Source organism: Constrictibacter sp. MBR-5 (assembly GCF_040549485.1).
Lineage (GTDB): Bacteria > Pseudomonadota > Alphaproteobacteria > JAJUGE01 > JAJUGE01 > Constrictibacter.
Genome location: NZ_JBEPTK010000002.1, coordinates 209,834 through 232,494, shown reverse-complemented (window position 1 = coordinate 232,494; position 22,661 = coordinate 209,834). Strand labels below are relative to the sequence as shown.

The following is a 22,661-nucleotide window of genomic DNA, read 5'->3' as shown; positions in this document are numbered from 1 at the left end:
ATCCCAACACAAAGAAAGCTGTTGGGATAGGAAACAACCCTATGTCATCACGGTTGACAGTTCTTCCGGATGAAGTCGACCACCATTCGCCCGACAGCCGGGTCCGGGTTCCGCTTATACTGGTAGAAACGCCACCGCAACGTTTCGACGGTGAGCCGTCGACCTTCCGGACCTACCGCCCATCTGGTCCGCGATGCCCGGCGAGCCGCGCGGCTGACATCCACCGGCTTGCCGTTCGCGACATCGGTTGTGATGGTCAAGACCATGTGAGCCATCAGCGCGCGATTCCCCCACTGCCCTCCCTGGTACTGTTTGCCCTTCGCCTGCGTTTCGCTCTGGAATCCGGGAACGTGGCTGCAGGCCATCGCCAGAATGAGCCGGGCGTCGTGATCGCGGTTCGTGTGGTCCAGCCCGTAGTGCTGATACAGCGCCACCCATCGCTCGGGGAGCATGGGCAGGCCGTCCAGCCCCGGCGGCAGCTTCTCCGCCAGGACGCCCTCGTACTTCTTCGCCATCCTTTGCCCCCCGCAGCGGGATCACATCAGCGCCGCCAGTTTGAAACAGTGCGCCGACGCGGCCGGTGGCCTCGCGGAGCGGGTCGTCGGCCAAATGCGAATATCTCGCGGTCGTCGCCGGCTGCGTGTGTCCCAGCAGCGCGCCGATGATCGGCAGCGACATACCGGAACCCGCCAGGATCGACGCGAACGTGTGGCGCAGGTCGTGAAGCCGGGCATCCTCGATGCCGGCGGCGGTGCAGACGGTCGCCCATGCCTTTTTCACGTCCATCAGCCGTTCGCCGTTCCTGCGGCCGGGGAACACCCATTCGCTTGTCCCGGCCAGCTTCCGCTGCGCCTGTAGCAGCAGCAGGGCCGGCGGGCTCAGGGGCACGCGGTGCAGCTTCTTCTGTTTCGTGTGCGCGCTCGGCTTGGTCCAGACGCCTGCGTCCAGGTCGAACTGCTCCCACCGCGCTTGAAGCACCTCGCCGCGGCGGGCGCCGGTCAGCATCAACAGTCGGACGGCGTTGGCGGTGCCGGGCTCGGAATAGGCGTTAAGGGCCTCGGACAGTCGTAATAGTTCGGCGGGGCTCAGGTAGCGTTCCCGGCGCTCCTCCGGGTTGCGCTTGATACCCTTCGCGGGGTTCTCGGTGCACCACCGCTTTTCAGGGCCGCTGGCGTAGGAGAACGCGGCGGACAGCAGCGCCAGGAACCTGTTGGCCTGGATGGGGGTATCCGCCAGCTTCGCCTTGACCGCGGCGACATCGGCATGCGTCACATCCCGCACCCGCTTCCGCATCAGCGAGGGTGCCAGCTTTTCCAGGCGGGCGAACTTCGCCTTGTCCTCGTCAATCGTGCGCTTCGCCTTGAACGCATCGAGATAGGCCGCGGCGAGGTCCTTCATGGTCGGTAGTTCCGCCTCTGCCTTCCGCTCGGCAGACGGGTCGCGTCCGGCGGCCACCTGCCCCATCATGTCGCGGGCGATGGCGCGGGCCTGTTCCAGGGTGATGTTGCCGTGCACGCCGATGGTCGGCTTCCGGATCGGGGCGGAGCGTCCGTGCCCGGCCCGATACTTCAAGATGTACGACCGACGGCCGGCCGGGCTCACGCGCACGCCGAACCCGCTGATCTCGGTATCCCAGACGACGACCTCGGTCGCCTCCGGTTCGATGCTCTCGACAAGTCGTTTCGTCAGCTTCGGCATGCCCGCCTCCCGTGGTACCAGCACCACATTGGTACCACCGTGGCGCATGTCAATGCAAGGTTACGCATGGTCGCGCTGCCGCAGAATGGCGGATTTCTGCGGTTTTGCCTGCCCCGGATGGCTGGCGCATGGTGATGGAAAGCGACTTTTAATCCGTGGGTCCTGGGTTCGAGTCCCAGCGCGCTCACCACATGATCGGTGTCCAGTCCGACGGCACGGGCGTTCGCCGCGTTTCGTAGGCGCGGTGAAGGACGCTCCGGCTTGAAAACCGGCCGGCCTCCCACCTGATAGGCGGCATGAAGGCACCTCCCGCGATCATCATCGTCGGGGCCCTGCTCGCCATCCTCCTCGGATACATGGCTTGGCAGGAGCCCGGGCCGCAGCCGGCGGAACCGGATCGGCCGGCCGGCTATCGGACCGGGACCCCGGGCGAGAGGCCGTAGCGGCGTCGAACCCTGCCGCCGCACGCCGTTCGGGCCACCGTTCTGTTGAGTTGACAGGCGTCGCGCGCCCCCGCATCCATGCAAACATGCACCTGAAGCCCACGATCATCGTCGCGGCGATCCTCGTCTGTCTCGGACTCGCCTATCTTGCCGGTCGAGCGGGCGGCCCGCAGCAGGCGGCGCCGGACCGGCCGCCCGGTTTCGAGACGGGCAAGCCCGGCACCCCCCCGGCCGGACGGTAATCTCACCGCAACACCGTCATTCGCCGCGTGCGGTGATGCGCATTGAACCCTCAGCCGCGCCGGACGTTAAGCGGACAGTGCTTTCCCGGACGCGACCATCAGAGGCATCAATGCTACGCATGCTGATACTGCCGGCCATCGCCGTCATGGCGATCGCATTCCCGGTCCAGGCCGGTCAGGACGTCCACTCCAGGGCGGAGCTTCTTTCCTGCGCTGGCGCGCCGGAGCACGCCGAGCGGCGCGGCGCGGTCGAGTATTTCTACTACAGCGCCCCGGTCGCCACAGACATTCTGCCGGCCGGCGCAGCCGCGGCGGCGTCGGACGACCGGTGCGAGACGGTCGTCGTGCTAGTCGACGGACGGCCCGCCACGGCCGAGTACCGCACCTCCCCGGACCTGCTGCGTGCCCAGGCCTGTTCGCCTCAGGTCAATCAATGCATCGACTGAACGAGGCGAAACCGACGGGCTTCAACTGACGGTCCATCTCCGCGCCGGCGTCCGGGGGGCGGGCCAACGTCAGCGCCGGCGCAACAGACGGGCGAGCAGCGTCATGAGCAGGCCGGCGGCGGCGCAGTAGGCTGCACTCCCGAAGGCCATCGCCGGCACGCTGACGCCGATGTCGATCAGCAGGCCCATGGCGACGGGCGACAGGGCACTCGCGAACACGCCGAGCGCCGCGACCATCGCACGAACGGCGCCGATGTGGGCCGTGCCGTAGATCTCCACCCAGAGCGCGCTCGCCACGGGAACCGACACCCCGTGACCTGCGGCTATGAGCCCCATGTAGCCCAGCACGACCGCGTCGGCGTCCCCCGCCGCGAGCAGCAGGTAGGCCAACCCCAGCAGCGGCGTCACCGGAACGGCACAGGCCAATGCGCCGAAGCGGTCGACCGCCGCCCCTGCAGCGAAGGCGACGACGACCTTGGTCGCGGCGTAGAGCATGAACCCCGTCGCGACCAGCCCCAGACTCCACCCTTTCGCGGCCGCCACCGCTGCCTGATGGAAGAAGAAGCCGGTGATGAAGAAGGACGGCGCCAGCAGGACCAGGAGCAAGGGATAGAAGAAGGGATCCGTCAGCACCGCCCTGCGATCCCAGCCGCCTCCCGCCGGTCGCGTCGCCGTCTGCTCCGTCTCTCCGGCGGTGGAACGACCGCCGGAGAGCAGCCAGGCCACCGCCGGGAGAAGGAGGACGAACAGGAGTGCGCCGCTCGCTCCCCAGACCGTTCGCCACTCCGCCGACGCCAGCGCCGCGATCGCCGCCGCAGGGAAGACCGCCTCGCCCGCCGCGAAGCCGAGTGCGGCGAAGCTCAAGGCCTTGCCGCGGCCATAGCGGAAGGCGCGAGCCATCGTGGTAAGTGCCGTGTTGCTCATCAGCCCCTGGCCGCAGAGCCGCAGGACGAGCAGCGCGAGAAACAGCATCGCACCGCCGCCCGCCCCCGCCATGAGCAGCGTTCCGACCGCCAGTCCGCCGCAGACCGCGAGGCTGTAGCGCCGCAGCGGCATTCTGTCGACCCAGCCGCCAGCCACCGGCAGCAGGAGCGCGCTGCACAGCGTGGCCGCGGAATACAGGGCGCCGAAGGTGCTGTTGGTCAGGCCGAACGCGCCGCGGATCTCGCCGCTGAACAGGCCGATATAGAAGGTCTGGCCAAAGCTCGAGCAGAAGGCGAGCAGGAAGCCGAACCCGAGCAGGCGGGCATTCCGGACGACGAACGCGGCATATCCGGCCAGGGCGCCGTTCCGCCCGGAGACTATCGTCCGGCTCCGGCACAGTTCAGGCACACCGGGATCGAAGGATCCAGCCTCAGCCGCTTCGGATCGATCGGCTCGTCGCACGAGACGCAATAGCCGTAGTCGCCGCTTTCCAGGCGGCCCAGTGCCGCGTCGATACGCGACAGTTCGCCCTCGCGCCGGCGCTGCGTCTCCTGGGCCATCGCCTGCTGCTGCATGGCGTCCATGCGCGAGAGGCGGCCGACACGCTGCTGATCGAGTTCGACCTCCTTCCGGGCGTCGGCCGAGCCGGTCGAGAGCTCCCGGAGCGCCGCGCGCCGCTCCTCCAGCGCCCGCTTGAAGGTCAGCAGTTCCTCAGGGGTCATCATCGCCTCGACCGTTCCGGGATCGGGCACCGGCCGGCACGGCCGACGCCGTCGCCGAGGCTAGGCCATCGACGCGGCTGCCGCCACCGGTCCCGCGGCGCCCCCGCGATCGCCAGAGGGGGCCGGCAAAGGCGGGCGGCGGAGGGGTTGCCCCGGCCCGGAAGGACAGGCTAGAAGGAGGGTGCTGCGATGCAGCATTTTCCTGCTGTGCGCCGGAACGGCACGCTTGTTGCCGGCACGGCCCGACCGCCATCGGCGGCGGCGAGACGGTTCGTCCCGATCGCCGCGCCCACGCCGAGCGTGCGGACGAGGCCGGTTGCGGTTCGCGCCACAGCCGTTTCCGAAGAGCATTACGGCATTTCCTCGCCTTTTCAGCGAGTGCCTCGAATTGGAGCCATCGATTGAACACCGATTTTCTTTCGCGCCTGCGGTCCGAATGGCTGGGCAACATCCGCGGTGACGTCCTCGCCGGGCTCGTCGTGGCGCTCGCGCTCATTCCCGAGGCGATCGCCTTCTCGATCATCGCCGGCGTCGACCCCAAGGTCGGCCTCTACGCCTCCTTCTCCATCGCGGTGATCGTCGCCATCGCGGGCGGTCGGCCCGGCATGATCTCCGCAGCGACCGCGGCCACCGCCGTGCTGATGGTCACGCTCGTGCGCGACCACGGCCTGCAATATCTCCTCGCCGCCACGGTCCTCGCCGGCGTGCTCCAGGTCGGGGCCGGGCTGCTGCGCCTCGGCTACGTGATGCGCTTCGTCTCCCGCTCGGTCATGACGGGTTTCGTCAACGCGCTCGCCATCCTGATCTTCATGGCGCAGCTGCCGGAACTGATCGGCGTGCCCTGGCTGACCTACGCCATGGTCGCGGGCGGACTCGCGATCATCTACCTATTCCCCCGGCTGACGACCGCGGTGCCGTCACCGCTCGTCTGCATCGTCGTGCTCACGGCGCTGTCCCTCGGCTTCGGCTTCGACCTGCGGACCGTCGGCGACATGGGCGAGCTGCCCTCGACCCTGCCGGTCTTCCTGCTGCCCGATATCCCTCTGAACCTGGAAACCTTCCTGATCGTCCTGCCCTATTCCGCCGCGGTGGCGGCGGTGGGCCTGCTCGAATCGCTGATGACGGCCTCCATCGTCGACGACCTCACGGACACGCCGAGCGACAAGAACCGCGAGTGCGTGGGCCAGGGCCTCGCCAACATCGGCACCGGCTTCATCGGCGGCATGGCGGGCTGCGCCATGATCGGCCAGTCGATCATCAACGTGAAGTCGGGCGGCCGCGGGCGGCTCTCCTGCTTCTGCGCCGGCGTGTTCCTGCTGTTCCTGATCGTCGTCGTCGGCGAATGGGTGAAGCTGATCCCGATGGCGGCCCTGGTCGCCATCATGATCATGGTCTCGATCGGCACGTTCAGCTGGGCGTCGCTCGCCAACCTGCGCACCCACCCGCGCAGTTCCAGCGTCGTGATGCTGGCCACCGTCGTCGTCGTGGTCGTCAGCCACAACCTCGCCATCGGGGTTCTCGTCGGCGTGCTGCTGTCCGGCATCTTCTTCGCCTGGAAGATCTCGCAGATCTTCCGGGTCACGTCGTCGCTGTCCGAAGACGGCACCGAACGGACCTATATCGTCGAAGGCCAGCTCTTCTTCGCATCCGCCGACGACTTCACCGCCGCGTTCGACTTCAAGGAGGCGCTGGACAGGGTCACCATCGACGTGAGCCGCGCCCACATCTGGGACATCTCCAGCGTCGCCGCCCTGGACATGGCCGTGCTGAAGTTCCGGCGCGAGGGCGCGGAAGTCGCTATCGTGGGGATGAACCAGGCGAGCGAAACCATCGTCGACAGGCTCGGCGTGCACGATAAGCCCGGGGCGCTCGAACGCCTCATGGGGCACTGAGGAGGGAGCGGGCCATGACCCGACTGATCGCGCTGATCGACGGATCGACCTACGCGCAGAGCGTGTGCGACCACGCGGGCTGGGCGGCCCCCCGCATCGGCGCCAGCATCGAGTTGATGCACGTCCTCGGCCGGCGGGACGTGCCGGGAGCACCGGCGGATTTCAGCGGCAGCATCGGGGTCGATGCCCGCGACACGCTGCTGGCGGAACTGGCGGATCTCGACGCGCAGCGTTCGCGGCTGGCACAGCGGCGCGGACGGCTGATGCTGGAGGATGCGAAGCGCCGCCTCATCGACGCCGGGGTGGCGGACGTCGCGACGCGCCTGCGGCACGGCGACCTGCTCGACGCCGTCCACGAGTTCGAGATGCAGGCCGATCTCGTCGTCATCGGCAAGCGCGGCGAAGCCGCCGACTTCGCGAAGATGCATCTCGGCTCCAACCTGGAACGGGTCGTGAGGGCCTGCCGCAAGCCGGTGCTCGTCGCGTCGCGTGCCTTCAAGCCGATCCGCAGGTTCCTCATCGCCTTCGACGGCGGCCCGAGCATCACCCGCGCCATCGACCACGTGGTCGGCAGCGGCCTGTTCGCCGGGCTGGAATGCCGCCTGCTCATGGCGGGCGAGACCGACGACGGGACCGCGCGCCAGCGACTGGATGCGGCCGCCGCGCGGCTGACCGACGGCGGCTTCTCCGTCGATGCGGAGTTGCGCCCCGGGCAACCGGACGCGGTAATCGCGGAGGCCGTGGAAAACGGGTCCGCGGACCTGCTGGTCATGGGCGCCTACGGCCATTCCCGGATCCGCAGCCTCATCATCGGCAGCACGACGACGGAAATGGTGCGCTCCTGTCTGGTGCCTGTGCTGCTCTATCGCTAAATGGCCACCAGGGGCCGAGGATTGGCGGAGCGGGCACGGATCGTGCGCGCCCGCGGCATGGTGCAACGGCTGCGAAGGAGGACGTAATGGAGGGTTCGCCCAAGGCACAGCTTCTCCACCTGGTATTCGGTGGCGAGCTGAAGTCGGCCGACAAGGTGGAGTTCGCGGACCTGAAGAACCTCGATATCGTCGGGGTCTTCCCGAACTATGCGACGGCCGAAGCGGCCTGGCGTGCCAAGGCGCAGGCGACGGTGGACAATGCGCACATGCGTTACTTCATCGTCCACCTGCACCGGCTGCTCGAACCGCAGGAGTAGCGGGCCTGCGGTGGGGCCTGTGCGCAATCAAACCCCGGATAGGTCCCGGCACGTCTCCGTCACCTCGGGAATGCCGTCCACGACCTCCTGCAGGGGCAGCTTGAACGTCTTCACCTCGCCGATCCGCGGCTGGTCGGCCGGCAGTTCGACCTCGGGACGCATCGTCTCGCTGGCCGCCGCGACCGCGATGCGCGACTTCTCGACGCCCAGGAGGAACTCCATGAAGAGCTTCGCGGCGTTCGGGTTCTTCGTGTTCGCCAGTATGGCCGACGGATCCTCCATCAGCAGCGCGCCGTCGGTCGGGTAGACGATCGCCAGCGGGTTGCCGCGCGCGATGCTCGGCCGGACGCTGTTGACCGAGCTGGCGGAAACCATGCGCTCGCCCGCGTTGAGCATGGTGACCGTGTCGACGATCGAGCGGCCGATCTGCGGCTTGTTCTTCTCCAGCTTCTCGAAATACGCCCAGCCGTAGAGCTTGCGCATGGCCACGACCCAGTTGCCGACGCGACCGCTGAAGCCCGGATGGCTGACCGAGACCTGGTTCTTCCATTTCGGGTCGAGCAGGTCGGACCAGTTCTTCGGCGCATCCTCCGGCTTCACCAGCTTGGTGTTGTAGGCGATCGCGACCAGCGCGACCTGGGTCGTGTGGTAGAAGCCGTCGGGGGGCAGCCCTCGGCGCGGACGCGTCGGCGGCCGCCGCCATGGTCCAGCCATATCGCTGCACCGGTCAAGGCACCCCCGGAGCGCCGTCTCGACCCTGGAGCGTGCCCCCGTCGGGTCATGGACCGCCCCCGCCCATCGATCCTATGGTGGCGGCATCGACGATGCGGAGACCGAGAGATGACGCTGGACCCGGACGCGGCGCGCCTGTTGGAAATGGCCCGAAAGGCCGGCAAGCCCCCATACGAGACCGTGGACGCCGACACCGCCCGACAGCTCTACCGCGAGGGTCGGCGCGCATTGCAGCCGGAGCCGTTGGCCGTCGCCGAGACCCGCGACCTTTCGGCGCCCCGCCCGGGCGGCACCGTGCCCCTGCGCCTCTACCGTCCCGACGGCGCCACGGCGGGAGAAAGCCTGCCCGTCCTGATCTATTTCCACGGCGGCGGCTGGGTGCTCGGCGACATCGACAGCCATGACGGCGTCTGCCGTCACCTCGCGGCACGCTCGGGCTGTGCCGTGGTGTCGGTGGACTACCGGATGGGGCCGGAGCACAAGTTTCCGGCCGCCGTCGACGACGCGGTCGCCGCCACGCGCTGGGTCGCCGGCAACGCCGCCGAACTCGGCATCGATCCGGCCCGTCTCGCCGTCGCCGGCGACAGCGCCGGGGGCAATCTCGCGGCCGTGGTAACGCTGCACGAGCGGGACGCGGGCGGCGTCGCCGTCGGCGCGCAGATGCTGTTCTACCCGGCCACCGACTTCGCGATGGACACCGAGTCCCACCGGCTGTTCGGCGAGGGGCACCTGCTGACCCACGCCGCGATGCGCTGGTTCCAGGCGCAGTACCTGACGGCCGGCGACGAGGCCGACTGGCGCGCCTCGCCGCTCCGGGCGGACGATCTCGCCGGCCTGCCGACGGCCTACGTGATCACCGCCGGCTTCGACCCGTTGCGCGACGAGGGCGAGACCTATGCCAGGCGCTTGGTCGAGGCGGGCGTGCCGGTCACGACCCGACGCTACACCGGCCAGATCCACGGCTTCCTGACTATGGGCCGCATCATTGCCCAGTCGGCCGAGGCCCTGGACGCCGCCGCGAAGTGGCTGCGCACGAACCTCTAGCGGCGCAGCATCAGGCCGCGGCGCGCGCCGTGCTGTGCAGCCGGTGCACCAGCGCGTCGTGCAGGGCCTCGTAGCTGGCGTTGATGATGTTGCCGGAGACGCCGACGGTGACCCACCGCTCGCCCGCCGGGTCGGCGCTCTCGATCATCACCCGCGTCAACGCCGCCGTGCCGTCGCCCGGCGTCAGAATGCGGACCTTGTAGTCCGTCAGCTTGACGCCGACGAGCGCCGGATAGGCCGGCTCGAGCGCCTTGCGTAGCGCGAAGTCGAGCGCGTTCACCGGGCCGTTGCCCTCGGCCACCGTCATCACCTGCTCGCCGCCGACCTCGACCTTCACCGTCGCCTCGGACATGGTGACCAGTTCGCCAGCCGCGTTGTAGCGGCGCTCGTCGATGACGCGGAAGCTGTTCAGCCGGAAATACTCCGGCACCGTGCCCAGCGTCCGCCGCGCCAGCAGTTCGAACGACGCCTCGGCGCCGTCATAGGCATAGCCCTGGAACTCGCGCTCCTTCACGATGTCGACGAGGCGGCGGACCTTGTCGTCGTCGCCGTCGACCTCGATGCCGATCTCGCGGAACTGCGCCAGGATGTTCGAGCGGCCCGACTGGTCCGACACCAGGATCAGGCGCCGGTTGCCGACGAGGCCGGGCTCGATGTGCTCGTAGCAGGCCGGGTCCTTCTCCACCGCGGAGACATGCAGGCCCGCCTTGTGGGCGAAGGCCGAGGCGCCGACATAGGCGGCATGGCGGTTCGACGGTCGGTTGAGCCGCTCGTCGAGCGCGCGGCTGACATGCACGAGGCGCTTCAGCCCCTCCCGCGTCACGCCGGTCTCGAACCCCATCTTCAGCATCAGCGTCGGGATGATCGACACGAGATTGGCGTTGCCGCAGCGCTCGCCAAGGCCGTTCAGGGTGCCCTGGACGTGGCGGACGCCGGCGCGCACCGCGGCCAGCGTGTTGGCGACGGCGTTCTCCGTATCGTTGTGCGTGTGGATGCCGAGCCGGTCGCCGGGAATGTGCTCGATCACCGTCGACACCACGCGCTCCACCTCGTCCGGCAGGGCGCCGCCGTTGGTGTCGCACAGCACCACCCAGCGCGCGCCGGCGTCGAAGGCGGCCTTGGCGCATTGCAGCGCATAGTCCGGATTGGCGCGATAGCCGTCGAAGAAGTGCTCGCAGTCGAAGATCGCCTCCTTCCCGCGGCGTACCACCTCGCCGATGCTGTCGGCGATCATCGCGACGTTCTCGTCCAGGCTGACGCCCAGCGCCACCTCGGCGTGATAGTCGTGCGTCTTGCCGACCAGGCAGATCGTCTCGACCTTGGAACGCAGCGTGACCGCGAGGCCGGGATCGTTCGAGGCGCTGCGGCCCGATCGCCGCGTCATGCCGAACGCCGTCAGCTTCGCCCGCGGCAGCGACGGCGGATCGGCGAAGAAGCCGTCGTCGGTCGGATTGGCGCCCGGCCAGCCGCCCTCGACATAGTCGATGCCGAGCTTGTCCAGTTCGTGGGCGATCGCCGTCTTGTCGCCGACGCTGAAGTCCACCCCCTGCGTCTGATTGCCGTCGCGCAGGGTCGTATCGAAGAGCCAGATCCGTTCACTCATGAAACCGCTTCCCGTTTCGCGGCGGTGGCCGTGCCGCTCGGCACCCGTTTCGCACGCCCCGCCAGCAGCACGCCCCCGAAAACGAGGACGGCCGCAACCAGATGATAGGCCTCCAGCCGCTCGCCCAGCAGGAGGATCGCCAGGATAGCCGCGAACACCGGCGTCAGGTGGATGAAAGATCCGGCGCGCGCCGCATCCATCCGCTCCAGGCCCAGGTTCCAGCACCAATAGCCCACCAGCGTCGCGAAGATCGCCACATAGGCGAGCGCCGCGAAGGCCGACGGGCTGCCGGCCATCGGCTCGCCCGACCACGCCGCCCAGGCATAGATCGGTGAGATGGCGAGCACGCCGGCACCCAGCGTCGCCGTCAGCAGCGCGAAGGACGGCACGCGGATCGGCCGATGCTGCAGGATCACCGTGTAGGCCGCCCAGAGCGGCACCGCGAGCAGCATCCAGAGGTCGCCCTCGTTGAAGCTCAGCGTCAGCAGCGCCATCGGGTCGCCGCGCAGCACGACGGCGCCGACGCCGATCAGCGACAGCGCCATGCCGAAGCCCTGCAGCGCCGCGATCCTCTGGCCCAGGAAGAGCCACGAGCCGATGGCGATGGTGATCGGCATGGCCGACAGCATCACCGCGGCGTTCAGCGCCTCGGTCCCGGCGAGCCCCTTGTAGACGCAGATGTGATAGCCGCCGACCCCGATCGCGCCGAGCAGCAGGATGCGCGGCCATTCACGCAGCAGCGTGCCGCGGTGGCGGACCAGCTCCCGCCACGCGAACGGCAGCGCGCACAGGAACGCCAGCCCGTCGCGCCAGAAGGCCAGGGTCACCGGGCCGATCTCGCCGCGCGAACCGCGCCCGACCACGTAATTGCCGGCCCAGCACAGCGCCGCGAGGCTCAGCAGCAACCAGGCGGCATTCTTGCCGTCTCTGTTCATTTCCGCCCTCCCCGCCCCGGCCGGAGCGGCGGAGGCGGACATGGTCTATCTCACCGCCGCCGCAATGTTGCCGCCGTCGACGGTCAGCACCGCACCGGTCGTCTTGCGCGCGAGCGCCAGCGCGACGAACGCCTCGCCGACGTCCCTGGCCGTCACCTCGCGTCCGAGCAGGTTGCCGCTCATATAGTCCGTCTCGGACAGGCCGCGCGCCTTCGACCGGCTGGCGATCATCTCGTCGGTCAGCAGGCCGCTGCGGATGCGGTCGGCATTGACCGCATTGGCCGTGATCCCGTCGGCACCGTAGTCCAGCGCATACTGCCGCATCAGCGCCAACGTCGCCGCCTTGGGCAGGCCGTAGGGGCCGAAGTTCGGCCCCGGGTTCAGCGCCTGCTTGGAAGCGTTGAACAGCAGCATCCCGCCGGTGCCCTGCTTCAGCATGACCGCAACCGCCGCCTTGGCGACGTGCTGGTGGGCGAAGAAGTTCAGCTCGAAGCTGGCGCGCAGGTCGGCGTCGGACACGTCGCCCATCCGGCCCTGCCATGCCGCCCCCGCGTTCGACACCAGGATGTCGACGCCGCCGAAGCGTGCGCAGACCGCGTCGAACGCCGTCTGCACCGCCGCCGGGTCGGTCACGTCGCAGGCGACGCCGAAGGCACCGAGCGCCCGCGCGGCCTCGGCTGGGTCGATGTCGAGCAGCGCCACCTCGGCGCCCTGCGCCTTGAAGGCCGCCGCCGTGGCGCGGCCGATGCCGCCGGCGCCGCCGGTGATCGCCACGATGTGGCGGGCGAGCGGCTTCTCGACTCCCTTGCCCAGCTTCGCCTGCTCCAGCGACCAGTATTCGACGTCGAACAGGTCGGCCTCGGAAATGCTTTCGAAGCGGCCGATCGCCTCGGCGGTCGGGATCACCTCGGCCGCCGCCTCGGTCAGGTCGCCGGCGATGGCCGCCGCCTTGGCGCTCTCGCCGGCCACAAAGGCCCCCAGGCCCGGGATCAGGATGACGCGCGGCGCCCGGTCCAGCTCGGTCTTGGCGCCGCCGAAGCGGCGGTTGTTGCGCTCGAAATAATCGGCGCACTTCGCCTCGAACGCGGCGAACCCGGCCTTCGCCTGGGCGGCGAATTCGTCCAGCCTGCCCGCCTCGGGCGTCGGCAGTAGCAGCGGCCAGGCCTTGGTGCGAATGACGTGGTCGGGCGTGATCGTGCCGGCCTGGGAATAGCGGTCGAGGTCGAGGCCGTCCGTATAGTCGCGAATGGCGTCGGTCGTCCGGTGCTCCAGCACGAAGCGCTTCCACAGGCCTTCGCGCGTGTCCACGGGCCGCGCCAGCAAGCCGCGCAGGATCGGAGCGACCTCGGCGGGCGACGCGATATTCGCCGGCAGTGCACCGACCCGCACGCTGTGCCGCTCACCCTTCGCCAGCCGCGCCTCGGCGAGCGATACCAGCTCGATCATCAGTTCATAGGCATGCCGCGCATCCGGTCCGAACGAGAAGATGCCGTGCTTCAGCAGCACGAGGCCGTCGACGTCCGGCGTCTCCGCGAAGATCGCCGAGGCCTGCTTCGCCATGTCGAAGCCGGGCATGACGTAGGGCACGATGGCGACGCGGTCGCCATAGACCTCGCGCGCCAGCTCCTCGCCGTTCGCCTGGTCGGTCAGGGCCAGCACGGCATTCGCATGCGTGTGGTCGATGAACTTGTGCGGCAGGAAGGCATGCAGCAGCGTCTCGACCGACGGGTTCGGCGCGCCGGGATCGAGCAGGTTGCGGCGCTGCAGCGCCACCATCTCCTCGTCGGGCAGCGCCGGCAGTTCGATCAGCCGCTTCAGCGGGTCGAGCTTCACGGCCGGCAGGCCCGGCGGCTCGATCACCGCCATGTCCCAGCCGGAGCCCTTCACGCAGAGCACGTCGACCGATTCGCCGGTGATGTCGTCGACCCGGGTCTTCACCGAGGTGTTGCCGCCGCCGTGCAGTACCAGCCGCGGATCGCCGCCGAGCAGCCGCGTCGTGTAGACGCGCAGCGCCACGTCCTCGTTCCAGCCCTGCTGCACCCACCGGTCCGTCGCGGCACGCGCCGCATCGTCCGACCACTGACTCTTCATCGCAAGTTCCCGATCCATCCGCCCGGAAGTCCGCCCGCAGATGATGGGTCCGGGCGGCCATGGCAAGCGGGCGGGCGCAGGCTCGTGCAGATACCGGCGCGGGTCAATGCAATCTCAACCATTTCGCGCGATCTATCAGGCTTTACGCCCACCGGAGGTAAGGACTGGATGCCGGCCGCGCTGGACAAGCGAACCTATCGCTCGCCCCTGCTCCACCAGATCCTGCATGGTGGGGGCGGCGTCGCATTGAACCTGCTGCGGCATGGCGCGCGGGACGACGGCGCGCAGTTCTTCGACAACAGCGCGCTCAACCAGTCGGTCATCTTCAAGTACCCGCGCTTCGAGTACGAACTGGAGAACGACAGCGAGGTCGACTACGCGACCCAGAACAAGTGGCTGTCGATCTGCCGTCCGATCGAGACGGCGATCTACGTGCCGCAGATGCTGGAGGCGCCCGAGCGCGGCGGCTACGCCATCTACATGCGTCAGCGGAATTATCCCGACCTGATCCGCGAGCATATCGGCATCGAGATCGACGACGTGCTCTCGCCGAGCAACGCCGACATCGTGAAGCTGAAGATCATCGACGAGATCCCGTCGCTGGATCCCTTCCTGCTCAAGGCCACCTTCGACCAGTACAAGATCGCGATCCCGCCCGTCTTCCTGCGCCTGGCGCGCGAGGAGGAGGTGATCATCAAGACCATGATCACCCAGCGGATCATGCCGGTCGTCGGCCGCGCCCTCGACCTCGGCCCCACCGAGATCCGCGACAAGTGCGAGAAGTTCGTCCAGGCCATCTGGAACCCGGGCCTGCCCGAGGCCTCGCTCTTCACCGAGGCCCTGCGGCTGGAGCGGCGGCAGGCCGGTCCGGTCTTCATCGCCTGGAAGGGCATCACCTTCTACCAGATGCAGTTCGAGCGCGGCCTGGAGAAGATCCGCGACATCCTGCATTGGCTCGGGACCCGGGAAGCGGTGCCCTACGACATGCACCTGCACATGATCCACCGTGACCAGCACGAGATGTTCAAGGCCACCGTGGAGCGCAAGCTCCGCAACGCGGTGTCCAAGGTGAAGCAGGTGCTGCACAATTACGACTTCGCCTACCGCACCCTGGTCGACGGCAACGACCCGCTGCCGTTCCGCGACTTCCTCGTCACGGCGAACGCCCGCTACTGGGTGCTCGGCTACTGCTGCATGTGCATGAACCACTGCCGCAACATCTTCGACAGGTCGCTGTCGCGCAGCAATCACGGCATGCTCAGCTTCGCCCAGTTCGGCCAGCTCCTGTCCAACATGGACACCGTCCTGAACAGCCAGACCGCCCTGGACTACCGGATCAACCCCTAGGCCGCCCCGCCTGTCGGCAGCCTATCGCCGCGACGGCGAGGTCGCCGCGCGGCCTGCCGCCTCGAATCCGACGGCCGTTTCTCCGCTGTCCGGCTCCGCCGGCCGGGCAGGTTCGGCCGCCAAGGGCAGGATCGGTGTCACCCTCCACTTGTGCCGCTTGGCCCGCTCCAGTTCGGCCCGCGTTTCGTCGAGCCTGTGCAGGGCGTCTCGAACGGCGGACTGCAGATCCAGCGTCTCCAGGATCGTCGCCGCGTATCGGTAGCCCGTCAGGCAGAGCAGGATGAAATAGAGCAGGATCGTCGTGCCCATGGCGAGGAAGTCGCTGCCCCCGACGAGAAGGCGGGCGCCTGCCAGCGGCAGGGTCGCACCCGCCAGAAATCCGAAGAACGCCGGCAGATGCCAGCAGAGCGACGCCAACGCCGCCGCGGTGAGGCCCGCGATGACGAAGCCGACGAAGATGAACTGCTCCTGACCTGCCTCGCCGATCATCAGTACCGGCAAGAGGCCCCAGGCTCCGCCGGCCATGGAGAAGCCCACCGCGAGTACGTGCAGCCGCGTGCGCGGGCTCGCGCGGCAACGCGCCATGACCACCCAGGAGGTGACCCGCGCGAGGAAGACCGCGCCGGCGACGCCCAGCCAGCCGAACAGCACCGGACCTGCCACGTTTCCGTGCAGCACCAGCGCCGCAGCGATCACGACCAGCAGGTTGAAAGCGGCGGAGAACCATGGTCGCGCCAGAGCGCAGCGGCCTGGCGCGCGACAATGGGGTCGCTCCTGCCGCCGCCGTAAGCGGCCCGCGTACCGCCGCTTGAAGTCTATGGGGGCCGTCTTGAACGCATTGCCAGATCTGATCCGAAAAAGCGAACAAGACGGTAATATCGTGCGCTTCAGGGTCGGACTGGCAGACGTTCCACGCCGATCCGGCGGCTGCTCTACAGCGTGGCAGTCCCTTCGCTCATTCCGCACAGCCGCAGGCTCTCCTCCCAGAGCCTCGCCTGCGCCGCCTGGTCCTGCGACGCTGCCGACGAATGGGCCTCGCGCCGCTTCACGAAGTATCGCCCGGTAACGCCCGCCACGTCGGGCGACTGCGCGAGGTAGACCGAGGTCTCGGCGCCCTTGTCGACGTCGATGGCGCTGACCGTCATCGCCAAGCGCAGAGCCGCCCGGAAAAGCAGGCCGTTGTTCATGCCAAAGCTCGAGGCCACGAACCCGGGATGCAGCGCGTTCACCGTCACGCCCCCAGGGCCGAGCCGGCGCGCCAGCTCGTAGGTGAACATGATGTTCATCAGCTTGGAGCGCTGATAGGCGCGCCATCCGCTGTAGCCGCTTTCCATCTGCAGGTCGGCGAAGTCGATCGATGCGCCTTGGTGCGCCCGCGACGCGACGTTGACGATCCGTCCGGCCGGCGCCGCCTGCAGCCGGTCGAGCATCAGGTGCGTCAGCAGGAAATAGTTCAGGTGGTTGAGCGCCAGCGTCATCTCGATGCCGTCGGCGGAAACGCGGCGCTCGTTGAAGATGGCGCCGGCATTGTTGACCAGGACGTCCAGCCGCGGATGCGCCTCGGCGAAGTCGCGCGCCAGCCGGCGAACCTCGGACTGTCGAGACAGGTCCGCCCGCTTGAAGCCGACCCGGCTGTTCGACGTGGCGCGGCGGATCTCGCCGGCGGCGCGCTCGCCCCGGGCCTCGTCGCGACCGACGAGGATGACCGTCGCTCCCTGGGCGGCCAGCTCGCGTGCCGTCACCAGGCCGATGCCGGCGGTACCGCCGGTCACCATCACGATCTTGTCCTGCACCGCGCACCTCCCTCTGCGTCGCCGACGAAGATAGGGCGGCGCTGCGCTCGGCCAAACCGCGCGCTCATGTGAAGTGGACGCGCAGCCTCCCGGCGTGTAGGGAGACCGAAACCCCCGAGAAGTCGCCGATCCACGCCGCGTCCACCAGTTGCGCCTTCGGCAGCGTCGTCGCGACGACCACCAGCCTGGCGCCGCTGGCGCGGCCCGCGGCGATCCCCGCCGGCGCGTCTTCGAACACGATGCAGTCTCCTGCGGCCAGACCGAGCCGCCGCGCGGCGAGGCGATAGCCCTGCGGGTCCGGCTTGCCCGCCGTCACATCCTCGGCGGTGATCAGGAGGTCCGGTATCGGCAGGCCCGCCAGCGTGAGGCGCGATACCGCCAGCGCGCGATCGGCCGAGGTCACCACGGCCCAACTGCCGGGCGGCAGCGAGCGCAGCAGCGGCCCGGCGCCGGGCACCGCGCGAATGCCCTCAGTCTGCTCCCGTTCGACCTCGGCGAGCCGCGACGCCTCGACCTCGAAGTCGACACCTTCGGGTGCGAACATGTGCACGGTATCGATCCCCCGCCGGCCGTGCGCCACCGCCAGGATGGGCGCGGGGTCGAGGCAGTGCAGGGCCGCCCAGCCACGCCATGTGCGCTCCACGGCTGCGACGGAATCGACCAGCGTGCCGTCCATGTCGAACAGAAGACCGCGCGCGTCGATCACGTCGCCGCGAAGGGGTTGCATGCGTCGGCCCGGAAGGTCGCTCAACGGCGCAGAACGCGCTCCGGCGGCAGGCGCACCGTGACCGTGGTGCCGACGCCGGGCTGGCTCTCGAGCGTCAGCGATCCGCCGTGCAGTTCGGCCAGGGCCTTGGACAGGGGCAGTCCCAGGCCGGTACCGTCGTAGCGCCGCGCCAACCCCGTCTCCACCTGGCTGAACGGCGCCATGGCCCGCTCGATCTCGTCGGGTGCGATGCCGATACCGGTATCGGTCACGACGAAGGCGATGCCACCGTCGTCCGTCTCGTTGGCGGCGAGCCCGACCATGCCGCCCGATGGGGTGAACTTGATCGCGTTCGACAGCAGGTTCAGCAGGATCTGCTTCAGCCGGCGTTCGTCGGCCCGCACCTTCGGCACGTCCGGGGTCGTCACGACCACGGTCAGTCCGGCGCGTTCCCCGGTCTTCTCCACGAAGCGATGGGCGTCCGCGAGCAGTTCGCCGACATCGATCGCGGTTTCGTCGACGTCGAGCTTGCCGGCCTCGATCTTCGCGATGTCGAGGATGTCGTTGATCAGCCGCAGCAGATGCCGCGAACTCGTCAGGATGTCCTCGGCATACTCGCGATAGCGCGGCTGGCCGATGGGACCCAGCACCTCGAGCGACATGACCTCCGAGAAGCCCATGATGGCGTTCAGCGGGGTCCGGAGCTCGTGGCTCATATTGGCTAGGAACTCGGTCTTGGCACGGTTGGCCGCCTCGGCGTCCACGACCGCCTGGATCAGCGCCGCCTTGCGCGCCTCGCGCTCGGTGACGTCGTGCGCCGTGCCGCGATAGCCGGTGAACTTGCCGGTGTCGCTTTCGAAGACCGGGACGGCGCTGAGCAGGAAGCTGCGGCGGCTGGCGTCCCGGTGCCGCATCTCGACCGGCGCATCCCGGAAAGGCCGGCGGCGGCTCACCGCATCGGCTCTCGTCCGGTTCGCCGGCGCGTCGGTCGCGATATCGAACAGCGGCCGGCCGACGAACTCACGCGGGTGCAGGCCGAGGCGCTCGATCACCCGGTGCGAGACGAAGGTCAGCTTGAGATCGGCATCCGTCTCCCACACCCAGTCGGAGACGAGCCGGGTAATGTCGTCCAGACGATCCTCGGCGAGGGTGAGCGCGCCCTCGAGCCGCTTGATCTCGTCGGACGCGACGAAGCGACCGAGCACGGCGAACGGACGGCCCTGCGGATCCTGCACGACCATGCGTTCGGAGACGTAGCACTCGAACCGCCCGTCGATCTCGAGTATGTGGTCCTGGCGGAGCGGCCGGCGCAGGGCTTCGACGGCCGTCGCGACCTCGTCTACCGTCGGGTGACGCCCCGCTCGCTCCAGAAAGGGCGCTATGCGGCTGTAGGCATCGTTGGCGTAGATGAGTTGACCGGCACCGTCGGCGAGATAGACCGGAGCATTTCCATCGGTCTCGGCCTGCCAGAGCCCGCTCACGACTTGCGGCGGCAGAATGCCGTCATGCTCAAACAGCCCTTCGGTCGCCGGCGTACCGGCGTTTGAGCGGAACGCTTTGCGAGGCACCCCCCCGGGGCCACGCGCCACGCTCCCGATACCGTCGACCACTAGGCCCCCAGCCGCTCGATGGCGTTCAGGTAATCCGGGCTGCGTCGCCACAGCACTATCACCTTTAGCGCATCCTTATGATCTATTGAATCATAAAATTTGAGTATACGGCTCAGATCGGTGGGATTGCGGATACCTGTGCCGCCGGCCTGACGCATCAAAAGGTAGATCGAGGCGAACTTGTCCTTGGCCATGTCGACCGCACGGCAAACGATGGCGAGCATGCGCCCACTCGGGTCAAGAACCACGGCGCGGATGCGTGTCTCGGGCAATGCCGCCAACCGGGCGAGCAGCGTCTCGAAAAGCGCCACCTGTCCCTGCCGAAGCGTTCGTTCCAGCATCTCGGGATCGACCATGCCGGTCTGCGCGAGCCGTGACGCCAGGTTCTGCCCGGCGGTGCGATGCCGATGCACCTGCTGCTCGGCGCGGGCGCGCACGACGGCCTCGAGCTTGTCGTCCAGGGCGGCGGGATCGATGTCGAAGTTGCGGATCACATGCTCGCGCAGCGCCGCGGAAACCCAGAAATACATCCGTTTCGCCAGTTCGACCGGCAGTTCCTGGCGCTTCAGAAGCGGCTCCTGGAACGAGTCGACGCGCTGCGACTCCTCCACCAGGAACTGCAGGGTCGACGCCGAGATCTCGGCGTCGGCATTTTCCAGCAACACCCGGACGACGTCCTCGTTGGCCGTCTCGGCGAGCGCCGCGGATACCCGCGCGCTCACCGTCCCGCGCTGTGCGATCGCAATCTGATGCTCGACCGTCCGATGGCGGATGATGCCGATCAGCTCTTCGTCGCGCAGCACGGAGGAACGCCGGAGAATGGGCTCGGCGACGATGATCTCGTCGTTCGCGAGCATGACGATCAGGTCGTTCGGCACGTGCGGGTTGTCCGCGAAGCGCTGGGCGAGGTCGCGCCGGATCTCGCGCTCGAAGTCCTCGATCAGCCGCGCCAGGATCTCGGTCATCAGGGAGCGCTCGCGGTCCGACAGGGTTGCACCCCTTTCGGCGAACAGATCGGCGATGACGGCCACGAGGGATTGCCGACTCTCCTTGGAACTGTCCGCAGCAAGCGCGATCAGCGCGCGCAGGTCGATCCTTTCTTCTGACATGGCCGCCGGCTTCCTGCCGTTGGGACGAGAGTCTTCGAACGTGGATGCACTCTCCGCCCGATCTTTGAACTACTGGTTAATCCGCAAGACCTAAGTCACAGAGAGCTTGCGGCTTTCCGGTGCGGCCTCGCTTCTGGAACTGCGCCGCTCCCGCCGGCATTCAGGCACGGCAGGTGCGAGGTGCGGTATGCGTATCGTGAAGTGGGTCGGTATCGTCTTCGCCTGTCTGGCCGCGGCGATCGTCGTGGTCGTTCTGGTCTGGGACTGGAACTGGTTCAAGGACCGCGTCGCAGCGGCCGGAAGCGAGGCGACGGGCCGAAACTTCGCCATCGACGGCGACATCTCGGTGGACCTCGGCTGGACCAGCAGCGTGCGCGTCGAAGGCATCCGCCTGTCGAACGCGGACTGGGCCAAGGATCCCGACGTGGTCCGCATCGCGGCGGTGGATTTCGACATCGAGATCAGCGAATTGCTGCGCGGCCGCGTCGTCCTGCCGCACCTCCGGCTGACGAAGCCTGAGATCCGTCTGGAACGCGCCGAGGACGGAACGGCCAACTGGGAGATGGGCCCGTCCACGGGTGCGGCGGCGGTGGAGGCGACCGTGCCGGACGACCGCACCGAGTTTCCGGTCATCGGGCGGCTGCGCATCGACGACGGCACCCTCGGATATGCCGCGCCCGCCGATCAGATCGCGCTGGAAGCGAGGGTTGCGACGGCGATCGGCGAGGGTGGCGAAGGCAGCGAGGAGGTTCGACTGGAAGGCGACGGTTCCTTCGCCAAGGCGCCGTTCAAGCTCCGCCTCCGCGCCGGCTCCCTCCTCGCGCTGCGTGAGAGCAATAGCCCATATCTCATTGACTTGTATGCAAAGATCGGCCGGACGACGATCAAGGCCGTCGGCACGGCCGCAGATCCACTGACGCTCGCCGGGCCGGACTTCCGCCTTTCGGTGGAGGGAGCCGACATGGCCGACCTTTTCCCGATCTTCCGGATCCCCCTGCCCGAGACGCCGGCCTATGCGATTTCCGGTCACCTCGTGAAGCCCGAGGACACTTGGCGCTTCGAGGACTTCAAAGGGAAGATGGGCGACAGCGACCTGTCGGGGACGCTCGCCTATACGCCGCGCGAGAAGCGTCCGTACATCGAAGCGAACGTCGTCTCCGAACGACTCGACTTCGCGGATCTGGCGGGCTTTGTCGGTGCCGATCCCGAAGCCGACAGGAAGAAGCCGGCGAAGCAGGCGCGGCGTGCGAAGCCGGGCCGGGTGCTGCCCGACACCCCCGTCGATCTCGCCCGCCTGCGGGCCGCCGACATGGACGTGCGCTTCCGCGGCAAGCGGATCCGCTATCCCGCCCTGCCGATCGACAGCCTCGACATGCAGGTCAAGCTGCGGGACGGCCGCCTGACGGTCGAGCCGCTGCAGTTCGGCATCGCCAGGGGCAGCGCCGCCGGCAGCGTCGTCCTCGACGGCCGCAAGGACATGCCGCACGTCGCGACCAGGCTCACGCTCAAGAAGCTCGACCTCAAGCAATTCTTCTCCGGAGAGAGCGCGGCGGTCACCGGTGGCCGGTTCGCCGGCAGGATCGACCTCGCCGGCTCCGGCAGGTCAGTCGCCCAGATCCTCGGCAACGCGGACGGCGAGGTGGTGGCCACCATGGCCGGCGGACGGTTCAGCCGGCTGTTCATGGAACTCGCAGGCATCGACGTGGCGGAAGCGGTGCCGCTGTTCGGCTCCGACAATGCCGTCGAGATCCGCTGCATCGTTGCGGACTTCGCGGCGAAGGACGGCACGCTGACCTCCAGGGCCTTCGTGATCGACACCAGCGACACGCTCGTCGAGGCGGACGCCACCATCGATCTCAAGACGGAGGCGCTGAACGTGAGGGCGCTGGCGCACCCGAAGGACCCCAGCCCCTTCGCCGGACGCACGCCCATCACCGTGGGCGGCACCTTCGCCGATCCGTCGGTCGGCATCGACCCCTCCGGCCTCATCGCGCGCGGTGCGGCGGCGGTCGCCCTGGGGGTTCTGCTCACGCCGCTCGCCGCGATCATCCCTTTCCTCGAACTCGGCCTCGGGGAAGACAGCGATTGCGGCGGGTTGCTCGCGCGGGCCGGCCGGAAGGGCGAATGACCGGCAG

21 protein-coding genes are annotated in these 22,661 nt (G+C 68.4%); 9 read left to right on the top strand and 12 right to left on the bottom strand.

All coding sequences use genetic code 11. The features are described 5' to 3' along the window. Positions 1–114: 114 nt before the first annotated feature. Positions 115–1,698, bottom strand: a complete 1,584-nt coding sequence (locus tag ABIE65_RS05050; protein WP_354076022.1) for a tyrosine-type recombinase/integrase — start codon at positions 1,696–1,698, stop codon at positions 115–117. A gap of 296 nt (positions 1,699–1,994) precedes the next feature. On the opposite strand from ABIE65_RS05050, the gene ABIE65_RS05045 reads away from it, so the two are divergent. From ABIE65_RS05045 to ABIE65_RS05035, 3 genes are all read left to right on the top strand, one after another. Further along, positions 1,995–2,141, top strand: a complete 147-nt coding sequence (locus ABIE65_RS05045) for a hypothetical protein (protein ID WP_354076021.1) — start codon at positions 1,995–1,997, stop codon at positions 2,139–2,141. Between the two features lie 86 nt (positions 2,142–2,227). Continuing rightward, the gene (locus tag ABIE65_RS05040) at positions 2,228–2,383 is read left to right on the top strand and encodes a hypothetical protein (protein ID WP_354076019.1); all 156 of its coding nucleotides are present in this window, start codon (positions 2,228–2,230) and stop codon (positions 2,381–2,383) included. Positions 2,384–2,502: 119 nt separating this feature from the next. Next, positions 2,503–2,829, top strand: a complete 327-nt coding sequence (locus ABIE65_RS05035; RefSeq protein ID WP_354076018.1) for a hypothetical protein — start codon at positions 2,503–2,505, stop codon at positions 2,827–2,829. 69 nt (positions 2,830–2,898) lie between these two features. Here the strand turns inward: ABIE65_RS05035 and ABIE65_RS05030 are convergent, their stop codons facing one another. Together ABIE65_RS05030 and ABIE65_RS05025 are read right to left on the bottom strand one after the other, a co-directional pair. After that, positions 2,899–4,161, bottom strand: coding sequence for an MFS transporter (locus tag ABIE65_RS05030; protein ID WP_354076016.1), 1,263 nt, complete (start codon positions 4,159–4,161; stop codon positions 2,899–2,901). Continuing rightward, complete coding sequence (locus ABIE65_RS05025; RefSeq protein WP_354076015.1) at positions 4,131–4,505, bottom strand: TraR/DksA family transcriptional regulator; 375 nt, start codon at positions 4,503–4,505, stop codon at positions 4,131–4,133. Before ABIE65_RS05025 ends, ABIE65_RS05030 begins: the two co-directional genes overlap by 31 nt. A 371-nt stretch (positions 4,506–4,876) precedes the next feature. Here ABIE65_RS05025 and ABIE65_RS05020 point away from each other — a divergent pair, with 371 nt between their 5' ends. The 3 genes from ABIE65_RS05020 (at position 4,877) to ABIE65_RS05010 (ending at position 7,556) form a co-directional block, all read left to right on the top strand. Then, on the top strand, positions 4,877–6,367 hold the full coding sequence (locus tag ABIE65_RS05020) for a SulP family inorganic anion transporter (protein ID WP_354076014.1): 1,491 nt from the start codon (positions 4,877–4,879) through the stop codon (positions 6,365–6,367). A 14-nt stretch (positions 6,368–6,381) separates the two neighbouring features. Further along, entirely contained in the window at positions 6,382–7,239 is an 858-nt protein-coding gene (locus tag ABIE65_RS05015; protein ID WP_354076012.1) for a universal stress protein, read from the top strand. An 86-nt stretch (positions 7,240–7,325) separates the two neighbouring features. Continuing rightward, a complete protein-coding gene (locus ABIE65_RS05010) occupies positions 7,326–7,556 on the top strand; it encodes a DUF4170 domain-containing protein (RefSeq protein WP_354076011.1) in 231 nt (76 codons plus the stop codon). 27 nt (positions 7,557–7,583) lie between these two features. Here ABIE65_RS05010 and ABIE65_RS05005 read toward each other — a convergent pair whose 3' ends face one another. Beyond that, a complete protein-coding gene (locus tag ABIE65_RS05005; protein ID WP_354076009.1) occupies positions 7,584–8,270 on the bottom strand; it encodes an ABC transporter substrate-binding protein in 687 nt (228 codons plus the stop codon). Between the two features lie 126 nt (positions 8,271–8,396). Here ABIE65_RS05005 and lipP1 point away from each other — a divergent pair, with 126 nt between their 5' ends. Further along, positions 8,397–9,332 carry a LipP1 family hormone-sensitive lipase gene (gene lipP1 / locus ABIE65_RS05000; protein ID WP_354076007.1) on the top strand — a complete coding sequence of 312 codons (936 nt, stop codon included), beginning with the start codon at positions 8,397–8,399 and terminating at the stop codon, positions 9,330–9,332. A gap of 10 nt (positions 9,333–9,342) precedes the next feature. Here the strand turns inward: lipP1 and cimA are convergent, their stop codons facing one another. From cimA to ABIE65_RS04985, 3 genes are read right to left on the bottom strand one after another with little or no spacing between them, the layout of a single operon-like run. After that, positions 9,343–10,935, bottom strand: a complete 1,593-nt coding sequence (gene cimA / locus ABIE65_RS04995; RefSeq protein ID WP_354076005.1) for a citramalate synthase — start codon at positions 10,933–10,935, stop codon at positions 9,343–9,345. Continuing rightward, positions 10,932–11,870 carry a DMT family transporter gene (locus tag ABIE65_RS04990; RefSeq protein ID WP_354076003.1) on the bottom strand — a complete coding sequence of 313 codons (939 nt, stop codon included), beginning with the start codon at positions 11,868–11,870 and terminating at the stop codon, positions 10,932–10,934. The genes cimA and ABIE65_RS04990 overlap by 4 nt, the downstream gene beginning before the upstream one ends. Before the next feature lie 45 nt (positions 11,871–11,915). Beyond that, positions 11,916–13,961 (bottom strand): bifunctional aldolase/short-chain dehydrogenase, encoded by a 2,046-nt coding sequence (locus tag ABIE65_RS04985; protein ID WP_354076002.1) that lies wholly within the window; start codon positions 13,959–13,961, stop codon positions 11,916–11,918. A 168-nt stretch (positions 13,962–14,129) separates the two neighbouring features. Here ABIE65_RS04985 and ABIE65_RS04980 point away from each other — a divergent pair, with 168 nt between their 5' ends. Next, positions 14,130–15,308 (top strand): hypothetical protein, encoded by a 1,179-nt coding sequence (locus tag ABIE65_RS04980; RefSeq protein WP_354076000.1) that lies wholly within the window; start codon positions 14,130–14,132, stop codon positions 15,306–15,308. A gap of 21 nt (positions 15,309–15,329) precedes the next feature. On the opposite strand, the gene ABIE65_RS04975 is transcribed toward ABIE65_RS04980, so the two are convergent. From ABIE65_RS04975 to ABIE65_RS04955, 5 genes are all read right to left on the bottom strand, one after another. Continuing rightward, the gene (locus tag ABIE65_RS04975; protein ID WP_354075998.1) at positions 15,330–16,004 is read right to left on the bottom strand and encodes a hypothetical protein; all 675 of its coding nucleotides are present in this window, start codon (positions 16,002–16,004) and stop codon (positions 15,330–15,332) included. Positions 16,005–16,240: 236 nt separating this feature from the next. Further along, positions 16,241–17,101, bottom strand: a complete 861-nt coding sequence (locus tag ABIE65_RS04970; RefSeq protein WP_354075996.1) for an SDR family oxidoreductase — start codon at positions 17,099–17,101, stop codon at positions 16,241–16,243. Positions 17,102–17,165: 64 nt separating this feature from the next. Beyond that, complete coding sequence (locus ABIE65_RS04965) at positions 17,166–17,828, bottom strand: HAD-IA family hydrolase (protein WP_354075994.1); 663 nt, start codon at positions 17,826–17,828, stop codon at positions 17,166–17,168. A gap of 20 nt (positions 17,829–17,848) precedes the next feature. After that, positions 17,849–19,288, bottom strand: a complete 1,440-nt coding sequence (locus ABIE65_RS04960; RefSeq protein WP_354075993.1) for a PAS domain-containing sensor histidine kinase — start codon at positions 19,286–19,288, stop codon at positions 17,849–17,851. A 128-nt stretch (positions 19,289–19,416) separates the two neighbouring features. Continuing rightward, positions 19,417–20,526 carry a DUF2336 domain-containing protein gene (locus tag ABIE65_RS04955; protein WP_354075992.1) on the bottom strand — a complete coding sequence of 370 codons (1,110 nt, stop codon included), beginning with the start codon at positions 20,524–20,526 and terminating at the stop codon, positions 19,417–19,419. A gap of 187 nt (positions 20,527–20,713) precedes the next feature. On the opposite strand from ABIE65_RS04955, the gene ABIE65_RS04950 reads away from it, so the two are divergent. Next, positions 20,714–22,654: an AsmA family protein gene (locus tag ABIE65_RS04950; protein ID WP_354075990.1), complete on the top strand. Its 1,941-nt coding sequence runs from the start codon at positions 20,714–20,716 to the stop codon at positions 22,652–22,654. Positions 22,655–22,661: the final 7 nt, after the last annotated feature.

Excerpts from the sequence above, each read along its gene's own strand:
- ABIE65_RS05050 (WP_354076022.1), bottom strand. The coding sequence starts at position 1,698 with ATGCCGAAGCTGACGAAACGACTTGTCGAGAGCATCGAACCGGAGGCG.
- ABIE65_RS05045 (WP_354076021.1), top strand. The coding sequence starts at position 1,995 with ATGAAGGCACCTCCCGCGATCATCATCGTCGGGGCCCTGCTCGCCATC.
- ABIE65_RS05040 (WP_354076019.1), top strand. The coding sequence starts at position 2,228 with ATGCACCTGAAGCCCACGATCATCGTCGCGGCGATCCTCGTCTGTCTC.
- ABIE65_RS05035 (WP_354076018.1), top strand. The coding sequence starts at position 2,503 with ATGCTGATACTGCCGGCCATCGCCGTCATGGCGATCGCATTCCCGGTC.
- ABIE65_RS05015 (WP_354076012.1), top strand. The coding sequence starts at position 6,382 with ATGACCCGACTGATCGCGCTGATCGACGGATCGACCTACGCGCAGAGC.
- ABIE65_RS05010 (WP_354076011.1), top strand. The coding sequence starts at position 7,326 with ATGGAGGGTTCGCCCAAGGCACAGCTTCTCCACCTGGTATTCGGTGGC.
- ABIE65_RS05005 (WP_354076009.1), bottom strand. The coding sequence starts at position 8,270 with ATGGCTGGACCATGGCGGCGGCCGCCGACGCGTCCGCGCCGAGGGCTG.
- lipP1 (WP_354076007.1), top strand. The coding sequence starts at position 8,397 with ATGACGCTGGACCCGGACGCGGCGCGCCTGTTGGAAATGGCCCGAAAG.
- cimA (WP_354076005.1), bottom strand. The coding sequence starts at position 10,935 with ATGAGTGAACGGATCTGGCTCTTCGATACGACCCTGCGCGACGGCAAT.
- ABIE65_RS04990 (WP_354076003.1), bottom strand. The coding sequence starts at position 11,870 with ATGAACAGAGACGGCAAGAATGCCGCCTGGTTGCTGCTGAGCCTCGCG.
- ABIE65_RS04985 (WP_354076002.1), bottom strand. The coding sequence starts at position 13,961 with ATGAAGAGTCAGTGGTCGGACGATGCGGCGCGTGCCGCGACGGACCGG.
- ABIE65_RS04980 (WP_354076000.1), top strand. The coding sequence starts at position 14,130 with ATGCCGGCCGCGCTGGACAAGCGAACCTATCGCTCGCCCCTGCTCCAC.
- ABIE65_RS04965 (WP_354075994.1), bottom strand. The coding sequence starts at position 17,828 with ATGCAACCCCTTCGCGGCGACGTGATCGACGCGCGCGGTCTTCTGTTC.
- ABIE65_RS04955 (WP_354075992.1), bottom strand. The coding sequence starts at position 20,526 with ATGTCAGAAGAAAGGATCGACCTGCGCGCGCTGATCGCGCTTGCTGCG.
- ABIE65_RS04950 (WP_354075990.1), top strand. The coding sequence starts at position 20,714 with ATGCGTATCGTGAAGTGGGTCGGTATCGTCTTCGCCTGTCTGGCCGCG.